Here is a 15,534-nt window from a genome sequence, read left to right as displayed (position 1 = left end):
CGCCCATCGAGTTCGGGAGCATAAGTACAAACATGATGTTGGATAAACTACGCGAAGGGGCGCAGGGCAAGGTAGCCAAGGTTATCTTGGGCCTGATCATCCTCTCCTTTGCCTTGGCTGGTGTAGGTAGTTACCTGAACGGCCCGGCCCGTACCGCCCCCGCCACCGTCAATGGCACCGAGATCAGTGCTGCGGCACTGGAAAATGCCTACCGTAACGAGCGCGCCCGCATGGAATCCCAGATGGGAGAGGCATTCAGTCAGCTGGCCGCGAACCCCGATTACATGAAACAGTTCCGTCGCGGTGTGCTGGATCGGCTGATCGATCAGGCGCTGCTGGACAGCAAGGCCCGTGAACTGGGTCTGCGTATCAGTGACGAACAGATCAAGCAAGCCATCGTGGCCATGCCGGAGTTTGCCGAGAACGGCAAGTTCAACAATGACCGCTATCTGCAGCTGATCCGTCGTGCCGGCATGACTCCCGAAATGTTCCGTGACTCCCTGCGTCAGGACATGGTGCGTCAACAGTTGATGAGCGCCCTGCTGGGCACCGAATTCTCCCTCAAGGGCGAAGCGGAGCAGCTCGACAAGCTCTACAACCAGACTCGCGATCTGCGTCTGGTGCGTCTGGCTGCCGCCAACTACATGGCTGACGTTCAGGTCTCCGACAACGAGCTCGAGCAGTACTACAAGACCAATGGCGCCCGTTTCATGAACGACGAGCAGGTCAAGGTCGACTATCTGCTGCTGGACGCCGCCAACCTCGCCAAGGATATCAAGGTCACCGAGCAGGATGCCCAGGATTACTACGATCAGCACCAGGATCTGTTCCAGCGTGCCGAGCGTCGCCACGTGGCTCACATCCTGATCCCGTTTGGCAAGGACGAGAAAGCGGCCGAGCAGAAAGCAGAAGCCGTGCTGGCCAAAGCCAAGGCGGGCGATGATTTCGCTGCGCTGGCCAAGGCTGACTCTTCCGATACCTTCTCTGCCAAAAAAGGCGGCGAGCTGGACTGGTTCGAGAAAGGGGTGATGGATCCGGCCTTCGAGAAAGCCGCGTTCGCCCTGGACAAGGCTGGCGATCTCTCCGGCGTGGTGAAGAGCCCGTTCGGTTTCCACATCATCAAGCTGCTGAGGGTTGAAGCAGCCCAGACCAAGCCGTTTGCCGATGTGAAAGAAGAGACCATCACTCGTCTGCAAGCTGACAAGGCCAAGGAGAAATTCTTCGCCGAGCAGCAGAAGATGGCTGACAACAGCTTCGAAAACCCGGACTCGCTGGATCTGACCGCTGATGCCATGGGGATGAAGGTTCAATCTTCCGATTTCTTCACCCAGGCGACTGCTCCGGCTCCGCTGAACGATCCCAAGGTGCTCTCCGTGGCGTTCTCCGAACAGCTGCGCGATGACAACACCAACTCCGATGTGATCGAGCTGGCTGATGGCAAGGCGCTGGTGCTGCACATCACTGGTCACAAGCCCAAAGCGGTCAAGCCGCTGGCCGAGGTGAAAGAGCAGGTGATTGCCGCCATCAAGCATGACAAGGCTAGCGAAGTGGCCCGTGGCAAGGCCCAGGGCCTGCTGGACAAGCTGAAAGTCGGTGAGAGCATCACCGCCGATCTGACTGCACTCGGTCTGAAAGTGGAGACCCACAAAGGGGTTGCCCGCTTCGATCGCGAGCTGGATCAGAACCTGATTGCCCAGGCGTTCACGCTGCCCCATCCGATCGACGGCAAGCCGAGCGTGGCTTTGGTTGCCGAGACCAATGGTGACCGCGTTGTGGTTGCGCTGGACAAGGTCAACGTCCCTGCCGCCGCATCCGGCATGGCCGCCATGCTGCAAGCTCAGCTGGGTCAGGGCAAAGCTCAGGTGGATTACAAGTCTCTGATCGACGAGTTGCGCAAAGCAGCCAAGATCGAGTACTTCACCAGTGTGGAAGCGACCGTCGAGTAATCGGCACTGCACAACCCATTGAAAACGGCTCCTTGATGGAGCCGTTTTTTTATCTGTGGGAAAAGAGGGGGATACTCAAGCTCTGCTCTCTGCTCTCTGCTCTCTGCTCTCTGCTCTCTGCTCTCTGCTCTCTGCTCTGTGGCGTGTAGTCACACCACTGCTATACGCCATCTCCGTCGACTAAAAACGGGATATAAAAAAACCGGCACCTGAGTGCCGGTTTTGCATTGTGCACTTGCGCAGGAGCGGGGTTATACCACGCCCTGGGTGCGCAGGTAATCCTCGTAGGTGCCGCCGAAGTCGCGGATGCCATCTTCAGTCAGCTCCAGGATGCGGGTCGCCAGAGAGGAGACGAATTCGCGGTCGTGGGAGACGAAGATCAGGGTCCCCTGGTAGAGCTCGAGTGCCATGTTCAAGGATTCGATGGATTCCATGTCCAGGTGGTTGGTCGGCTCATCCATGATCAGGATATTGGGGCGCTGCATCATCAGCTTGCCGAACAGCATGCGACCCTGTTCACCACCGGAGAGCACCTTGACCGGCTTCTTGATGTCGTCCTGAGAGAACAGCAGACGGCCCAGTATGGAGCGTACAGCCTGCTCGTCTTCGTTCTCCTGTTTCCACTGGGCCATCCAGTCGAACACGTTGAGATCAGTGTCGAAGTCTTCGGCGTGATCCTGAGCGTAGTAACCGATCTGGGCGTTCTCGGACCACTTGATGGTGCCGGTATCCGGTGCCAGTGCGCCGACCAGGGTCTTGATCAGAGTGGATTTACCGATACCGTTGGTACCCAGAATGGCGACCTTCTCGCCCACTTCCATCATCATGTTGAGGCCCTTGAACAGGGGGCCGTCGCCATAACCCTTGGATACACCTTCCACTTCCAGGATGTTGCGATAGAGCTTTTTGTCCTGCTCGAAGCGGATGAAGGGGTTCTGGCGGCTGGAGACCTTGACGTCCTCAATCTTGATCTTGTCGATCTGCTTGAGACGGGAGGTCGCCTGACGGGACTTGGAGGCGTTGGCGCTGAAACGGGAGACGAAGGATTGCAGATCGGCGATCTGGGCCTTCTTCTTGGCGTTGTCAGCCAGCAGGCGCTCGCGCGCCTGGGTGGCGGCCAGCATGTAGTCATCGTAGTTGCCCGGATAGACGCGCAGCTCGCCGTAGTCCAGATCCGCCATGTGGGTACAGACAGAGTTAAGGAAGTGACGGTCGTGAGAGATGATGATCATGGTGCTTTCACGTTCGTTGAGCACCTGCTCCAGCCAGCGAATGGTGTTGATATCCAGGTTGTTGGTCGGTTCGTCCAGCAACAGGATATCGGGGTTGGAGAAGAGGGCCTGTGCCAGCAGCACCCGCAGTTTCCAGCCCGGCGCCACTTCGCTCATCGGGCCGTTGTGCTGCTCGAGCGGAATGCCGACACCCAGCAGCAGCTCGCCTGCGCGCGCTTCGGCGGTGTAGCCGTCATACTCGGCAACCAGACCTTCCAGCTCGGCGGCCTTCATATAGTCTTCGTCGGTGGCCTCGGGGTTGGCGTAGATGGCATCGCGCTCGGCGATGGCCGCCCACAGCTCGGTGTGACCCATCATGACCACGTCCAGTACGCGCATCTCTTCGTAGGCGAACTGATCCTGACGCAGCTTACCGATGCGCTCGTTGACGTCCAAGCTCACATTACCGCCAGTGGGCTCCAGATCACCACCGAGGATCTTCATAAAGGTGGACTTGCCACAGCCGTTGGCGCCGATAAGGCCATAGCGGTTGCCGCCGCCAAACTTGACGTTGATGTTCTCAAACAGCGGCTTGGCGCCGAACTGCATGGTGATGTTGTTGCTACTTAACAAGGTATGTGTCCCGATTGGTCTGTCAAATGGCGCGCATTATGGCACAGATCCCCCGAAAGTTTTAGCGAGAAGTGTGATCTTGATCGGGGCAAGCGGGGCGTGCAGCCGATTGATGGCAATAAAAAAAGCCGGCATGAAGCCGGCTTGGAAGTATGAACTTGATCTGTTAGTGGGAGGTGGCGCCAGAGGCCCCCAGCCCGGTCTGGGAGCGAACGAACTGCGGCAGGAATTTGGCATGTTCGTCGGCGGCGTTCTGGGAGCTGTCGGTGATGGAGAAGAACCAGATCCCGACGAAGGCCAACCCCATGGAGAAGAGGGCAGGGTATTCGTAGGGGAAGATGGCCTGGGCATGACCCAGCACTTTCACCCATACGGTCGGACCCAGGATCATCAGGGTCACTGCGCTCGCCAGTCCCAGCCAGCCCCCGTAGACGGCACCACGGGTGGTCAGGCGTGACCAGAACATGGAGAGGAACAGCACCGGGAAGTTGCAGCTGGCGGCGATGGAGAAGGCCAGACCGACCATGAAGGCGATGTTCTGCTTCTCGAACAGGATCCCCAGACCAATGGCAACCACACCCAGCACCAGAGTCGTCATCTTGGAGACGCGCAGTTCATCGGTTTCGTTGGCCTTGCCCTTCTTCAACACACTGGCATAGAGGTCATGGGAGACCGCAGAGGCACCGGCCAGGGTCAATCCGGCAACTACCGCCAGAATGGTGGCAAATGCCACGGCGGAGATGAAGCCGAGGAACAGACTGCCACCGACCGCATTGGCCAGATGGACGGCCGCCATGTTGGTGCCGCCCAGCAGGGCGCCGGTGGCGTCCTTGAAGGCCGGGTTGGTGCTTACCAGCAAGATGGCGCCAAAGCCGATGATGAAGGTGAGGATGTAGAAGTAGCCGATAAAGCCGGTGGCGTAGAACACCGATTTACGCGCCTCTTTGGCATCGCTCACGGTGAAGAAACGCATCAGGATATGGGGCAGACCGGCGGTACCGAACATCAATGCCAGACCGAGCGAGATGGCGGAGATGGGGTCAGCAACCAGGCCACCCGGGCTCATGATGGCGATCCCTTTCTCGTGCACCTTGACCGCTTCGCTAAACAGGGCACCGATATCGAAGTTGACCGATTTCATGACCATGATGGCCATGAAGGACGCACCAGAGAGCAGCATCACAGCCTTGATGATCTGAACCCAGGTGGTGGCCAGCATGCCGCCAAACAGCACGTAGAGCACCATCAGGATGCCGACCAGCACCACGGCCACATGGTATTGCAGGCCAAACAGCAGCTCGATCAGCTTGCCGGCACCGACCATCTGGGCGATCAGGTAGAGGGCGACCACCACCAGCGAACCACAGGCTGAGAGGGTACGCACTTCAGTCTGCTTGAGACGATAGGAGGCGACATCGGCAAAGGTATATTTGCCGAGGTTGCGCAGCCGCTCGGCGATCAGGAACAGAATGATGGGCCAGCCCACCAGAAAACCGATGGAGTAAATCAGACCATCGTAGCCGGAGGTGTAGACCAGCGCGGAGATCCCGAGGAAGGAGGCGGCGGACATATAGTCACCGGCGATGGCCAGACCGTTCTGGAAGCCGGTGATACGGCCACCGGCCGCATAGTAGTCGGAAGCCGAGCGGTTGCGCTTGGAGGCCCAGTAGGTGATGAACAAGGTGGCGGCTACAAAGACCACAAACATCACGATGGCCGACACATTGAGGGGTTGGCGTTGTACCTCGCCGGTCAGCGCATCCGCTGCCAGCAGGGGGGAGGAGGCCAGTGAGGCCAACAGCAGCCACTTGCCTTTCATGCTTTTTGCGCTCATGACTGCACTCCCTTGAGGATCTTCTGATTCAGCTCGTCAAACTCGCCGTTGGCCCGAAACACATAGATGCCGGTCAACACGAAGGAGGAGAGGATCAGTCCCACCCCGACCGGAATGCCACGGGTGACGGTGGTACTGTCGCTGAGCGGGGTGCCCAGCCAACCGGGGGCAAAGGCGATGAGCAGAATAAACGCCAGGTAGAGTCCCAGCATCAGAGCCGAGAGGGCCCAGGCAAAACGCTGGCGCTTGGCGACCAGCTCCTGGAAGTTGGGATCTTGCTGGATCCTCAGATAGCTTTGCTGTTCCATTGCAGTTCTCCATGACATGAGTGTCAGCGGTGGATGGGGTAACCCCGACGAGCAGGCAATCTGCTCATGTAAGCAAAATGTGAATTAAATGTTATTTGTCGACAATTAGACTTTGGGATAAGTGAGCGGCGAGCCGCAGGTCAGGCGCAGGTAGATGAGCGCGGCCGTGGTGGCATCGGCAAGGGCATCGTGGGCGGGCAGGGATGGGAGTTCAAGGTGGCTGCAGATGGCACTCAAATGGAGGTCAATAGCCGCATCGGGATAGCGGCGATAGAGGTGGTCGTGATAAAGCTGGCTCACCTCGATCCCTCGCTGGGGCAGGGTCAATCCCCACAATTTCTGGCAGGCGAGATTGAGAATGCGCAGATCGTAGGCGATGTGATAGCCCACCAGTTCACGGGGGCCGATAAAGTGAAGCAGCAGGCGCAGCGCGGCTTCCAGCTCCATCCCCTGTTGCAGATCCTGATGGCGCAGACCGTGGATCACCACAGATTGGCTGGTCAGGCTGGCCGGTGGCTGTACCTTGATGGCGAGGGCCTCGCCGGTCAGCAGCCGGTTACCCTGAATGCGCACCGCCCCGATGGAGACGATCTCGGCCTGCTCGGGATCGAGACTGGTGGTCTCGAAATCGAGGGCGATCCGTTCATCTTCCGGTGGGGTGGCAAAGAGCGGCGCGAACTCGCCCGTTCGGAACGCACGGCCATACCAGTAGCGTCGAGCGCGGCTCAACATGGCTATTGTCTCAGACGAAAGTGCAAGGTGAGCCACTGCTGGAACTTCTTAACCTGATGCAGCGCCTGACGCAGCAGATCCCGCTCGCTGTGGCTGAGCTCGCTTGTCTGCACCCGACTATTACCCCCCTTGAGCTGGCTGCGCAGCCTAAGCCGGATAAAGAGCCGGAACGCCTCCGCCAGATTGCTGCCATAGTCGGCACTGAGCCGATCGGCGGCCACCAGCGCATCGATACGCCCCAGGGTTGAAGTCTCCAGAATGCCTGCCTCAAGGGCCAGCATGCGGATGCCGTGCACCAGCGGGAACAGGCCGCCCCGCTTCAGATCCAGCCCTTCCGGTGGCTGTTCCAGCCGGCCAAACAGGGTGAGCGGGGCATGGAAGGCCACCGCCGGCCGCACCATCTCCGCCAGCAGATCCCGTCTGTCCGCCAACTGCTCGCGCAGCGCTCTGGCAACCGGCAGATGCAGTTTGCGATCCCCCGCGATGGGGTGAGCATCGGCCAGGGTGGCGAGCCAGAGCAGCTCATCCTCTTTTGCCGTGGTGCAGGCGCAGGCAATGGCGCTTTGCCACTCGATGCCTGTTTTTACCCAGGCCGGATTGTTCACCATCACCTGCCCGGGGCACAGCGGGTAGCCGAGGTGTTCCAGCAGGGCGCTGAATTCGGCCAGATCGGCTGCCTGGGTGGGCCATGTCAGCCCCTCTGACAGGATCAGGGCGTTGTCCTGATCGGTTTTGAGGATCTGCTCGCCACGCCCCTCCGAGCCCAGCATCAACAGGCAGACGTTATCCTGCACCTCGGGGGGGATCACCAGCGCAAAGGCTTTGGCGATCAGCTGCTCGTTGATGGTGGCGATGAGCTTCATCAAAAAGGCGGTGTGGATCCCCTGGGCAAACAACGATCGGGTCAGTTGTTGCTGTTCGCGGGCCACCGCCTCCAGCGCTGGCAGGCTGTCGGCGCGGGCGATACGCAACGTCAGCACATGGGAGTGGGTCGAGAAGAGCCCCAGCACCTGAGTCAGTTGTAGGATCCCCGCCACCTCGTTGCCACGCCATACCACCAGTCGCTTGATGCGATGGCGGGTCATCAGCAGCAAGGCATCAAACAGATAGCTCTCCAGCGGCAGACCAATCAGCGGTGTAGGGGTCAGCACCGAGAGGGGCGCCGTCAGCGGCAATCCCTTGAGGGTCAGGGCGTGGAGCAAGGTCTTGCGGGTTGCCAGCGTGAGGGAGCCGTCGTGGGCCGGGTAGAGCAGGCAATCGGTCCCTTTGCTCACCATGGCTTCGGTCGCTGCGAGCAGTGACAGCTTGCTGTCGACGATAAGCGGTGCCTGCAGGTGGCCCGGTTCGATGCGGGTCAGGATAAATTCCGCCAGATTCTTCTGACCCAGCTGTTCGCGCTGCTCCTGCTGGCGCTGCCGCTCGGCCAGATTGGCGGTGAAGTAGCTGGCAAACTGCGGATCCTGCTCACAGAGCGCCAGAAAAGTGTGGCGAGGAATGAGCTGACAGAGGCTATCTTCCAGCGTGGTGAAGCGGTGGCGGCAGCGGCCATCAAACTGGGCGCGCACATCGAACAGGTCATCGACCCCGTAATCACCAAACTGGTGGTGAGGGGCCGACTCTTCCACCGCCCCCTTGATGATGAGATAGAGGCCGGGAGGCTCGTCCCCCTCCTTGAGCAGAATATCGCCAGCGCGAAAATAGCAGAGCGAGAGGTGACGGGAGAGTCGCTCGCGCGCCTCCTCATCCAGTCGGTCGAACGGTGGTCTGGCAAAATTGAACAGGGTTGACATGACAGCGTCCTCTGCTGGCTTGCGGCACTCATGCAGCTCCCAGTGTGACAAAGGGAGGGGGAGGCGACCAGCCGACTTTAGTCTCAGCTGTACCGCTTGTTCACACTCTGATAACGTGGTGGTATGACCAGTGAGTCAGTTTCAAGGATCAAGGAGAGGACAAGGGAGATGGAAAAATCAAGGGTCAAGTGCGAGATCCACGACGGGATTGCCGAAGTGATGCTGACGCGGGGGGATAAACTCAATGCGCTGGACCGCGCCATGTTCAGTGCCATCGATGAGACATTGACGCAGCTCACCCGGCACAAGGGGCTGCGGGCGGTGATCCTGCATGGCGAGGGGCGGGCCTTCTGCGCCGGGCTGGATGTGAAATCCATGCTGCGCCAGCCGGTGGCGGCGCTCGATATTCTCAAGCGTGAAGCGGATGAAGCGACCAATCTGGCCCAGCGGGTTGCTTATGGTTGGCACCAGCTGCCTGTGCCGGTGATTGCGGTGACCCAGGGAGTCTGTTTTGGGGGGGGGTTGCAGATTGCGCTCGGCGCCGATTTTCGCTTCAGCACCCCTGATTGCCGCTTCTCGGTGATGGAGATCAAGTGGGGCATCATCCCCGATATGAGCGGCAGTGTCACCATGCGCAACTTGATGGGGCTGGATACCGCCATGGAGCTGGCCATGAGCGGGCGTGAGCTGGATGCCGTTGAGGCCAAATCCCTCGGGATGGTGAGCCGGGTCTGCGCCGATCCGCTGGTGGAGGCGCGGGAGTTTGCCCGTACCCTTATCACCAAGTCGCCGGATGCACTGGCGGGGATCAAGCAGCTCTACAGTCAGGCCTGGGCCCGCAGCGATGAGGCGATGCTGAAAGAAGAGACCCGGTTGCAAAAGCAGATCCTGGGACGACCCAATCAGTGGCGGGCCACCCTTAACAGCCTGTTTCGCTGGCGGCTGCCCTTCGGGCCGCGCCGCAATCCGCTCTGACTGCGAGCTGCACGAGCGATCTACGGTATGCCCGACTACTTGGGTGGCTTGCAGTCGGCGCTGCTTAACCAGGATGCCATCAACAGCGCGGGACTCCCGTCTCCCTGCGGGTCGATTTTCGGGAGAATATCGGTTCAACCGTATAAACAAACAGTGTTTGCTGTGGCAAGATAGGCTGTTGATTTGGATAGAAAAGGGGGAGTAATGCGGGTTTATTGCAAAGTGTGTGGCCAGCGGGGCCGCATTACCAAGACCAACCGACTGAGCGATGATGTCTCGGATCTCTACTGCCAGTGCACCGATGCAGAGTGTGGCCACAGTTGGGTAGCCACCTTGTCGTTCGCCCACACCCTAAGCCCCTCGGCCAAGACCACCAACCAGCTGGTGCTGAGCTTGATGGGGTCGCTGACGCCAGAGGGGCGGCAATTGGTACTGAAAGGACTGGGGGCGCAATAGCGCCCCCGCATGTCTATGCGCATTATGTGTTGAAAATAATGCAGGTGAAGGGTTGGGGCGGGTATCTGCTACCAGTGCCAGCATCCGCCGCGGGGGAACCAGATCATATGTGTGATCCTTCACTATCGACGCTCGATTTATCTCCTTTCGAAAACAGCTGCAGTGTGAATGCTGTCTTCTTCAAAAAGACTCAGCGTACGTATATGTGCCTCCGCCGATTCAGGATCTTCGGTAAATAGGACGACAGCTAAGTCTTTCAACGCCCTTGTGCAGCTTACATAGAAAAGACGGCGTGTTCGGTCCATTGTCGTTTCTTCACCCGCATCAATGTGCGTTTGGTCGGTATCGGATGGTTCTTGAAGGCCTAGGTATTTTTCGTAGGAGAACTGGAAGTGTCTACTCTCCGCATCATCCAGGACTACGATCACCCGATCGAACTCCGCCCCCTTGATGCCCTGTTGAGTCCAAAATGGTGAGCGTTCAGAGATGTAAGTATGATATGCCAGAAGCTGACTAGCAGGGCATGCTAGAAAGGCGTCCATAGCCGTCATCTCTTTTTCAGATTCATCATCTTCATAGATGCCGTCATACTCTTCTTCTTCTTCGTGGCTCGGTTCGTTTGGATTCCTTTCTTCTGGGGCCAAATACGATACCAACCGGGAGTCAAAAGTCAGTAATTCAGCTTCATGTACCTGATTTAGAAGTTCGCCGATCGTTATCTGGGAAGTCCCCGTTATGCCAGCTGCAATTGAAGAAACAAGTTCTCCAATTGTTCTAAGACGTTCTGCTATGTCCACTCCGTTGAGGGATTCTCTATTGAGAAGAGGTGAATACACACGGAGCAGTCGCATGACTTCGAGTTGTTGGTTGGCCGTATGAGCAATTGCTATTGGAATAAGGAATTTCACACACAGTGAAATCGGCCATGCAGAGCCGTCTAAAAAATTATCTTTGAATACTGATGGTGCTCTGGAGTTAAGCGCAGCGTATAGGTCTCCGAATCCTAGGCGTCTTGCCGCCATCTGGTGAACAATTACGAGCAGTTTTATCCGCTCTTGGTCATTAGAAGCAGGTAGCCAATAATCATCACCAGTTCGTTCTGCCATCCATTCGCGAACTCTAGTCAGATTCTCATCCCGTGTATCATCCGCAGGTAAAACAAAAAGATGGGCTGAGCCTTCATGGTTCTGAATGATACCCTCAGGGCCGAGTCGTTGACCAGGTACCTGAACGAGGTCATCTCCATCGCGGCGAATTGCGTTGGCGAGATTTAGAACCTTTGTCGAACATCGAAAGTTTTCAGGTTTCGGAATGTCCGCCCATGTAGTTTCCGGCTCAACTAACCCGGTCCCCGTAGCGTAAATTCTTTGCATAGGATCGCCGAAGAAGCCGAGACAAAGTTGAACTCCGAGTTCTCTCTCTACAATCTTCAACGCTTCCACAACCTCCGTAGTCGTGTCTTGGCTTTCGTCCACAAATACAAAAGGGAATTGTTGTGCGAGAAGTTTTCGGAAGAGGGGGCGCTCGATAATAAGATGAGGTACGAGCTTCAGAATGTCATCGTGACCTAAAATCCCCTTTGCGTAGTTACTGCCAGTCCCGTATTGGAAGCTTTTGACTGATGGGACCCGCCCCGACTGCCATTGGAGACGCTCTAGATCTCTGGCATCCTTGTCTTTTGTGCGCTGTCGCACCCTAGAACTGTAGGTTGCCATTTTTTCTTCAAGTGAGTCGATTTTTTCCTCGATGCGCTGAGATACCCAATCACGAATGTCATTCTGGAACGGCTTGGCTAATAGCCACATGAAACTGTGGATAGTTGAGACGTGCACCAAGGGATTATTACCTACATCCCTCCAGATTTCTCCTGCTGCAATATCGGTATAGGTTATACATGCCACTCGCTGCCTTGTTCTCTTTAGTCTGTCTCCGTGTATTTGAATCACTGACGATAGACATTTAATAAGAGAAGTCGTTTTGCCGGAGCCTGCACCGGCCTTCATGATGAAGCTACGCGGTGGGATTGTAGTGGTCTAATCATCCCGGACACCATTTTAGGTGGTACAGTCGCCACCGTGACCTGAGGTTTTCAATGACAAGATTACGTCGCTCATTTACTGCCGAATTCAAACTCGAAGCCGCATCCCTGGTGCTCGACCAGGGATATTCTGTCCCTGAAGCCAGCCGTTCACTGGATGTCGGTGAAACCGTGCTTCGTCGCTGGGTTCAGCAGCTTCAATCCGAACGCTGTGGTACAACCCCCACCGGAAAAGCACTGACTCCTGAGCAGCAGAAAATCCAGGAGCTGGAAGCCCGTATCAATCGACTCGAACGTGAAAAGGACATACTAAAAAAGGCTACTGCTCTCTTGATGGCGGACGAGTTCACACGTACGCGCTGATAGACCGATTAAGGGAGCAAGCCCCTATCACCCTGGTCTGTTGCGCTTTCGATGTGCCCACTTCCTGTTTTTACGATTATCTGGCCCGCAGGCGGACGATTAACCGTGAGCGCATGCAGCAGCGCTGTGAGTTGCGCCGGTTGTTCAAAGAAAGCAGGAGCTCGGCAGGCAGCCGCGCCTTGATGTCGATGATGCGGGAGCTGGGGTATCAGATTGGCCGATTCAAAGTACGTAACCTGATGAAGGAAGCCGAGTTGGCATCCAAACAGCCAGGCGCACACCGCTACAAGGTGGCACGGTCTGAACGACCGGACATTCCCAATCTGCTGGCCCGCGAATTTGATGTCCAGCAACCCAATCAGGTGTGGTGTGGCGATATCACCTACGTCTGGGCAGGTGACGTTGGCATTACCTGGCAGCGGTGCTTGACCTGCATACCCGACGGGTTGTGGGGTGGGCGATGTCAGATAAACCAGATGCCGAGCTGGCCATCAAAGCACTTGAGATGGCGTATCAGCAACGAGGTTGTCCGTCAGGCGTGCTGTTTCACTCTGACCAGGGCAGCCAATATGGTAGCCGGGCATTTCGGCAACGACTGTGGCGCTATCGCATGACCCAGAGCATGAGTCGGCGTGGCAACTGCTGGGATAACGCCCCGATGGAGCGGTTGTTCAGAAGCCTGAAGTCAGAGTGGCTGCCGGCAACGGGATACATGAGCGTACGGGAGGCAAAGCGGGATATCAGTTATTACCTGATGGATTACTACAACTGGCGGCGTCCACATCAACACAATGACGGGATACCGCCAGCAAAAGCCGAAGAACGGCCTAACCAAGTGTCCGGATTTAGTTGACCACTACAGATGCTACTTAAGCAGGCTCGCAAAGCGATGTCTGCTGGGGTGTCCGGTTTATTCGCCCGGCTACTCATTCTCGCCTCCTAATACGACCACTGCGGTATTAATATTCTGATTCGGTGAGATGGGCTCTACTTCAAGTTGGACAGCGTTTTTCAGCCAAACAAGTCCATCATGGATGTATTTGGGAACATTCCACGTGGCATCGTCTTCGGTCAGAACTGCGAGTGCAAATTTCGTTTTATCGAAGCCTTTACGTGAAACATTTTTATGAAGACCTTTGGCAAGAGCAGTAGGACTGTCAGGACCCCCTTTCACGATTAAGCCGAGTAGTTTTCTTGCCTCAGCTTGAGTCCATTCGGGGTTTTCTAGACCAAAATCCTCCTCTAGTGTTCGCCCGCACAAGGTTTCAGTAACGCCGTTGTAAGTGACTGGGCGTTCAGTCTGATAGGCCACACGGACCTTATAACCGTCTGCACGCTCGAGCGTTTTGCTTGCATCGTCGGCATTCCGTAGGTCTTCGATCGTGCGTTTCCCGGGGAGCCATTTAATGAGAGTTTGATTCGAGGTAGCAGCCTCAGGTTCACTTGGCAAACATGCTTTGCCGTACTTCTTCGGCGTAGAAGTAATAGTTTCATCGGTTGATAAAGTTGTCCCTTCTTCTGCAGTTGCATCCAAATCTGCGGGCACTTCAAACTCTTCGACGTCTTCCTCATTGCCAACTTCACCATCTGCTTCAGGAACAACGAGAGCAACGCTATCAATGTCGGTGATAATCAATGTTGTCAGGCCGAGAAACTCGATAAGCGACTGGAAGCGATGCCCGAAGGCACCACCTACCTCCAGAATACAGAGACAGGCAGAACGTAGAGTATTTGCACTCTTCTTGATCATGATGGGCAAGAGCAACCGCTCTACATTGCCTTCCACAAGGATAGCTGCATCGGAGAAGAAAAGATCGCAGTGCGTCAGCTTCAAGTATCGCTCTAGAAAATCACGGTCATGTGGCTGGGCTTGGTAAAAAGCGGATAGATTAAGAACTTCAGTCTGCTGCTCCGTGTCGATTTTTTTGCGCCGGAAATAGCGAATTGGTTTGAATCCTCGCTCGTAAAGAATGTGCGGTGAATGGGTTGTAATAACCATTTGACTGCCGAAGATATTTTCATCATCACCTTCGACTTTTAGTAATTCGAGAACATTCCGAATGAAGACTTGTTGTAGTTGAGCGTGGAGATGTGCCTCCGGCTCTTCTACGAAGATTAGATGCAGTGGAGGGCGGTTCTCCATGGTTGCCCATCTTGCTTGTGCGTCAAGAATCTCAACAACCATATAAATCAAATTTTTGAATCCTAGCCCATTGTAACTGTCTGGAAGTGTGACTGCATTGGCTCCATTTCCGATCTGGTAATGGACTTGAGCGTCTTGGCTCATTATGTGAGCTGGATTTAACGCTGACATGATCTTTAGTTGGGGATTATTGACGCCAGGATAACCAAGTCTAGCGAGTCGATTAAGCAACGGTTCAAAAACTTCACCTAAGTGAACGTTCAGTGCTTGTTCTGAGTCGAATAGTGCCTTGAGCGCCGTATGATCGTCCTGTCGCTGACTCAGGTTACGTTTGTAGAAACGGCTAAGGCGTTTTGACAGGTCTTCCGATCGACCACCTCCTTCAAGATTGGGGTCAGCAAGGTGTCTCTGAGCACTGAGATTGTCGATCTGGATGAGTGATTTCAGAATTGCCCCGCCACCTGGTTCTCCACTTAACTCGTTGGGGATATAATCGTTGATTTCATCGAAGTTTGCGTCAAATTGATTACGATCTAATATAAAATAACGCAATTCGTATTCACTTTTGAGCTCTTGCTGAAGATATTCGGTCATAGAACGGGGCCAAGGGGTATATTGTGAACCTTGCGGCAGTTCAGCTACCTGCTCTGCACCTCGTGCTTTGGCATTTTGATAGTTTTTAATTAGCTCCAATGGGTCTCGAGCAGTCAGGGAAACTCGTATTCCAACTTGAGTTCCCTCCCAAGCTGTACTCGGAAGCAAAGGAATCACTAGATAGAGATCTGATGCTGCGACCTCGAACCAGAGGTCAAGGTCTATGCTTGGAAGCGAGAAATCTGGAGGGAGCGGGTTTGCTAAATTAATATTCCCAGCCGTCTCAAAGTCGTCCCAGCATGAAGAATTAAAGTCGTAAAGGTTAAAACGGTCCTTTCCACCAGTAATGAACGAATGGATGGCCTGAGTTGCTGATGTTTTTCCGCTATTATTCGAACCGACGAATATAGATATATCTTTGGCTAACTCAATATGAGCGCGTTTTAGACGGCGAAAATTACTCAGCCTATACGAATGAAGATGCAAGAAAACCCCCGTGTCATTGATAGCA

Annotated in this window: 10 protein-coding genes and 1 pseudogene; 4 read left to right on the top strand and 7 right to left on the bottom strand. The window is 55.7% G+C overall.

Features of this window, described 5'->3' with window-relative positions:
- Positions 1-32 precede the first annotated feature (32 nt).
- The gene (gene ppiD, locus WBR25_RS11560; protein WP_479747974.1) at positions 33-1,946 is read left to right on the top strand and encodes a peptidylprolyl isomerase; all 1,914 of its coding nucleotides are present in this window, start codon (positions 33-35) and stop codon (positions 1,944-1,946) included.
- Between the two features lie 251 nt (positions 1,947-2,197).
- Here the strand turns inward: ppiD and WBR25_RS11555 are convergent, their stop codons facing one another.
- From WBR25_RS11555 to WBR25_RS11535, 5 genes are all read right to left on the bottom strand, one after another.
- The gene (locus WBR25_RS11555; RefSeq protein WP_479747972.1) at positions 2,198-3,790 is read right to left on the bottom strand and encodes an ABC-F family ATPase; all 1,593 of its coding nucleotides are present in this window, start codon (positions 3,788-3,790) and stop codon (positions 2,198-2,200) included.
- A 166-nt stretch (positions 3,791-3,956) separates the two neighbouring features.
- The gene (locus WBR25_RS11550) at positions 3,957-5,609 is read right to left on the bottom strand and encodes a cation acetate symporter (RefSeq protein WP_069553998.1); all 1,653 of its coding nucleotides are present in this window, start codon (positions 5,607-5,609) and stop codon (positions 3,957-3,959) included.
- An 11-nt stretch (positions 5,610-5,620) separates the two neighbouring features.
- On the bottom strand, positions 5,621-5,932 hold the full coding sequence (locus WBR25_RS11545) for a DUF485 domain-containing protein (protein WP_005336970.1): 312 nt from the start codon (positions 5,930-5,932) through the stop codon (positions 5,621-5,623).
- 105 nt (positions 5,933-6,037) lie between these two features.
- Positions 6,038-6,664 (bottom strand): 3'-5' exonuclease, encoded by a 627-nt coding sequence (locus WBR25_RS11540; protein ID WP_227273814.1) that lies wholly within the window; start codon positions 6,662-6,664, stop codon positions 6,038-6,040.
- A 2-nt stretch (positions 6,665-6,666) separates the two neighbouring features.
- The gene (locus WBR25_RS11535) at positions 6,667-8,454 is read right to left on the bottom strand and encodes a putative nucleotidyltransferase substrate binding domain-containing protein (RefSeq protein WP_479747970.1); all 1,788 of its coding nucleotides are present in this window, start codon (positions 8,452-8,454) and stop codon (positions 6,667-6,669) included.
- 168 nt (positions 8,455-8,622) lie between these two features.
- Between WBR25_RS11535 and WBR25_RS11530 the strand changes: the two genes are divergently transcribed.
- Positions 8,623-9,429 carry a crotonase/enoyl-CoA hydratase family protein gene (locus tag WBR25_RS11530; RefSeq protein WP_479747968.1) on the top strand — a complete coding sequence of 269 codons (807 nt, stop codon included), beginning with the start codon at positions 8,623-8,625 and terminating at the stop codon, positions 9,427-9,429.
- 204 nt (positions 9,430-9,633) lie between these two features.
- The gene (locus WBR25_RS11525) at positions 9,634-9,885 is read left to right on the top strand and encodes an Ogr/Delta-like zinc finger protein (RefSeq protein ID WP_042067783.1); all 252 of its coding nucleotides are present in this window, start codon (positions 9,634-9,636) and stop codon (positions 9,883-9,885) included.
- A 137-nt stretch (positions 9,886-10,022) separates the two neighbouring features.
- Here WBR25_RS11525 and WBR25_RS11520 read toward each other — a convergent pair whose 3' ends face one another.
- Entirely contained in the window at positions 10,023-11,909 is a 1,887-nt protein-coding gene (locus tag WBR25_RS11520) for a UvrD-helicase domain-containing protein (RefSeq protein ID WP_479749907.1), read from the bottom strand.
- Between the two features lie 68 nt (positions 11,910-11,977).
- Between WBR25_RS11520 and WBR25_RS11515 the strand changes: the two are divergent.
- Positions 11,978-13,139, top strand: a pseudogene (locus tag WBR25_RS11515) (IS3 family transposase).
- Between the two features lie 69 nt (positions 13,140-13,208).
- Here WBR25_RS11515 and WBR25_RS11510 read toward each other — a convergent pair.
- Complete coding sequence (locus tag WBR25_RS11510; protein WP_440016962.1) at positions 13,209-15,509, bottom strand: ATP-dependent nuclease; 2,301 nt, start codon at positions 15,507-15,509, stop codon at positions 13,209-13,211.
- Between the last annotated feature and the right edge of the window lie 25 nt (positions 15,510-15,534).

This window comes from Aeromonas sp. MTB (genome assembly GCF_056632455.1).
The sequence above is the reverse complement of the archived record's forward strand: the minus strand, read 5'-3'. Positions and strand labels throughout refer to the sequence as shown.

Bases quoted from the DNA above. Each gene is read 5' to 3' on its own strand.
- ppiD (WP_479747974.1), top strand. From the start codon at position 33: ATGATGTTGGATAAACTACGCGAAGGGGCGCAGGGCAAGGTAGCCAAG.
- WBR25_RS11550 (WP_069553998.1), bottom strand. From the start codon at position 5,609: ATGAAAGGCAAGTGGCTGCTGTTGGCCTCACTGGCCTCCTCCCCCCTG.
- WBR25_RS11545 (WP_005336970.1), bottom strand. From the start codon at position 5,932: ATGGAACAGCAAAGCTATCTGAGGATCCAGCAAGATCCCAACTTCCAG.
- WBR25_RS11540 (WP_227273814.1), bottom strand. From the start codon at position 6,664: ATGTTGAGCCGCGCTCGACGCTACTGGTATGGCCGTGCGTTCCGAACG.
- WBR25_RS11535 (WP_479747970.1), bottom strand. From the start codon at position 8,454: ATGTCAACCCTGTTCAATTTTGCCAGACCACCGTTCGACCGACTGGAT.
- WBR25_RS11530 (WP_479747968.1), top strand. From the start codon at position 8,623: ATGGAAAAATCAAGGGTCAAGTGCGAGATCCACGACGGGATTGCCGAA.
- WBR25_RS11525 (WP_042067783.1), top strand. From the start codon at position 9,634: ATGCGGGTTTATTGCAAAGTGTGTGGCCAGCGGGGCCGCATTACCAAG.